The following is a 2,089-nucleotide window of genomic DNA, read 5'->3' on the forward strand; positions in this document are numbered from 1 at the left end:
CGGGGTGGGGATCGGCCTCGGGGTCGCCCAGGGACCGATCCCCACCCCGCGCAGCTCGCTCATCCGGCGGCGTCCTGGTCGTGGTCGGTGGTGAGGAGCTCGGTGAGCGTGTCCAGCACGTTCTCGGCACCGTCGCCGTCGGCCGTGAGGGTGACGTAGTCACCGTGCTCGATCGCCAGCGCGATGACCCCGAGGATGCTGGCGGCGTTGACGGCCTTGCCCGAATCCTTGGCGATCGTCACGGCGATGCCGGAGTCCTTGGCCGCCTGCGCGAAGAGCTTCGCGGGGCGCGCGTGCAGTCCGTGGGAGGAGCCGATCCGGACGGTGCGAGTGGCGGTCATGATGTTCCTTTCGGGGTTTCGCCGTCAGCGGCGAGGATCGATCGGGCGAAGACGAGGGTGCGTGAGCCGTCGAGGTCGGCGAAGACGTCGTCCGGCAGCACGGCGACCGGCGCGCTCGCCTGGTCGCGGATCGCGGCGAGGCGTTCGGCCAGGTGCGGGCCGACGAGGACGAGGTCGTGAGCGGAGCCGGCGACGGAGGACTCCATGCCCGCTGCCGTCTCCCAATCGAGACCGGCAGCGGCTGCCGCGCGGCGCAGCCGCTGTGCGACGAACGTGCTCGATGCGCCCGCACCGCACACCACGAGAATCCTCATCGATGCCCACCCTTCCTGAGAACAGTCTGGGAACCGCCGAGGGGTCGGCGCCAACACGTTCCTTTCCGCCCCTGCGGAACAGGCTCTTCCGCCCGCGAACGCAGGGCACCTGACATCATGGAGAACACGTCGAGACAGTGCGGTCAGCACGCGGGAAGGGGAGGACCATGTCGCGCCAGCGCCAGGACCAGCTCCTCGCGGCGCTGCTGCGTCAGGAGGGCTGGGCGACGGCCGCGAGCCTCGCCGACCTCATGGGGGTGACGCCGCGCAGCATCCGCTCCTATGTTGCGGCGCTGAACGCCCGCGCTCCCGGGGCTGCGGTGATCGAGTCGGGCCCTGCCGGCTATCGCGCCGGATCCGGTGCCCGTGGCGCGCTGCGGATGCGTCAGAGCGGAGAGTCCGCACCGCGCGACCGCCTGCACACGCTGGTGCGCCTCCTGCTCGACGAGCACGGAGGGATCGACGTGTTCGACACCGCCGAGGATCTGCACGTCAGCGAGGCGACGCTCGAGGCCGACCTGGTGCGCGTGCGCGGTCTGCTCGACGGGACGGATCTGGTGCTCGAGCGAGAGCGCGAGACCGTGCGGCTGCGAGGCAACGAGACGGCGCAGCGTCGTCTTCTGAGCAGACTCGCCCATGACGAGATGGATGACGCTTCCTTCCATCCGGAGACATTCCGCCGCGCGCTCTCCGGTTCCGCGGTCGCTGCGAGCGCGGTCGGACCCTTCAAGTCGTCACTGGTGCGCGAGCTCGGCGAGCTCGGCTACTACGTGAACGAGCTCGCGATCTCCGACGTGCTGCTGCACATCGCCATCGCGGCGGAGCGGGTCGCGGCGGGGCACACCCTGGAGTCGACCCCGGCGGGTACTCGTGAGGAGATCCCGCGCGTCGGAACCGTCATCGCCCGCCTCGCTTTCGAGCACTTCTCCGTGGCCCTCGGCGAGGGCGACAGCGGCCATCTCGCCTCCCTGGTCCTCACCCGCATCGTCGCGCCGGGAGAGGATGCGACGCGCGAGGTCGCGCGCAGCGGTGTGGATCCGGCCGTCGAGGCGGCCGTGCGCGCGGAGATCGCACGAGCTGCGGAAGACTTCCAGGTCGACCTCGTCGATGAGACGTTCGTCCTCCGCCTCGCGGTCCATGTGCAGAACCTGCTGCGGCGAGCCGAGGAGAGCGCCCTCACCCGCAACCCGCTCACCCGGTCGCTCAAGACCACCTACCCGATGATCTTCGAGGTGGCCGTCTCGATCGCGAGCGGCCTGCACGACCGCGTCGGCACGCCCATCCACGACGATGAGATCGCGTACATCGCGATGCACGTGGGCGGGCGCCTCGAACGCAGTCGGAAGGCGGAGTCGATCCTCACCGCCACGATCGTCTGCCCGGGGTATCACGAGCTGCACGAGCTGCTCCGCTCCAGCGTCGACCGCTCGCTGG

The 2,089-nt window shown here is 70.3% G+C and carries 3 protein-coding genes; 1 reads left to right on the forward strand and 2 read right to left on the reverse strand.

Annotated features, from left to right (window positions below):
- Positions 1–59: 59 nt before the first annotated feature.
- Together KZA10_RS13225 and KZA10_RS13230 are read right to left on the reverse strand one after the other, a co-directional pair.
- Entirely contained in the window at positions 60–341 is a 282-nt protein-coding gene (locus KZA10_RS13225) for an HPr family phosphocarrier protein (protein WP_055877714.1), read from the reverse strand.
- Positions 338–655: a PTS sugar transporter subunit IIB gene (locus tag KZA10_RS13230; protein ID WP_141386267.1), complete on the reverse strand. Its 318-nt coding sequence runs from the start codon at positions 653–655 to the stop codon at positions 338–340. Before KZA10_RS13230 ends, KZA10_RS13225 begins: the two co-directional genes overlap by 4 nt.
- A 167-nt stretch (positions 656–822) precedes the next feature.
- On the opposite strand from KZA10_RS13230, the gene KZA10_RS13235 reads away from it, so the two are divergent.
- Positions 823–2,089, forward strand: a 1,267-nt coding sequence (locus KZA10_RS13235) for a PRD domain-containing protein (RefSeq protein WP_218683109.1), incomplete at its 3' end; no start/stop codon positions are given.

Origin of the sequence: Microbacterium sp. BF1, assembly GCF_019279095.1 — a bacterium.
Lineage (GTDB): Bacteria > Actinomycetota > Actinomycetes > Actinomycetales > Microbacteriaceae > Microbacterium > Microbacterium maritypicum.

Bases quoted from the DNA above. Each gene is read 5' to 3' on its own strand.
- KZA10_RS13225 (WP_055877714.1), bottom strand. From the start codon at position 341: ATGACCGCCACTCGCACCGTCCGGATCGGCTCCTCCCACGGACTGCAC.
- KZA10_RS13230 (WP_141386267.1), bottom strand. From the start codon at position 655: ATGAGGATTCTCGTGGTGTGCGGTGCGGGCGCATCGAGCACGTTCGTC.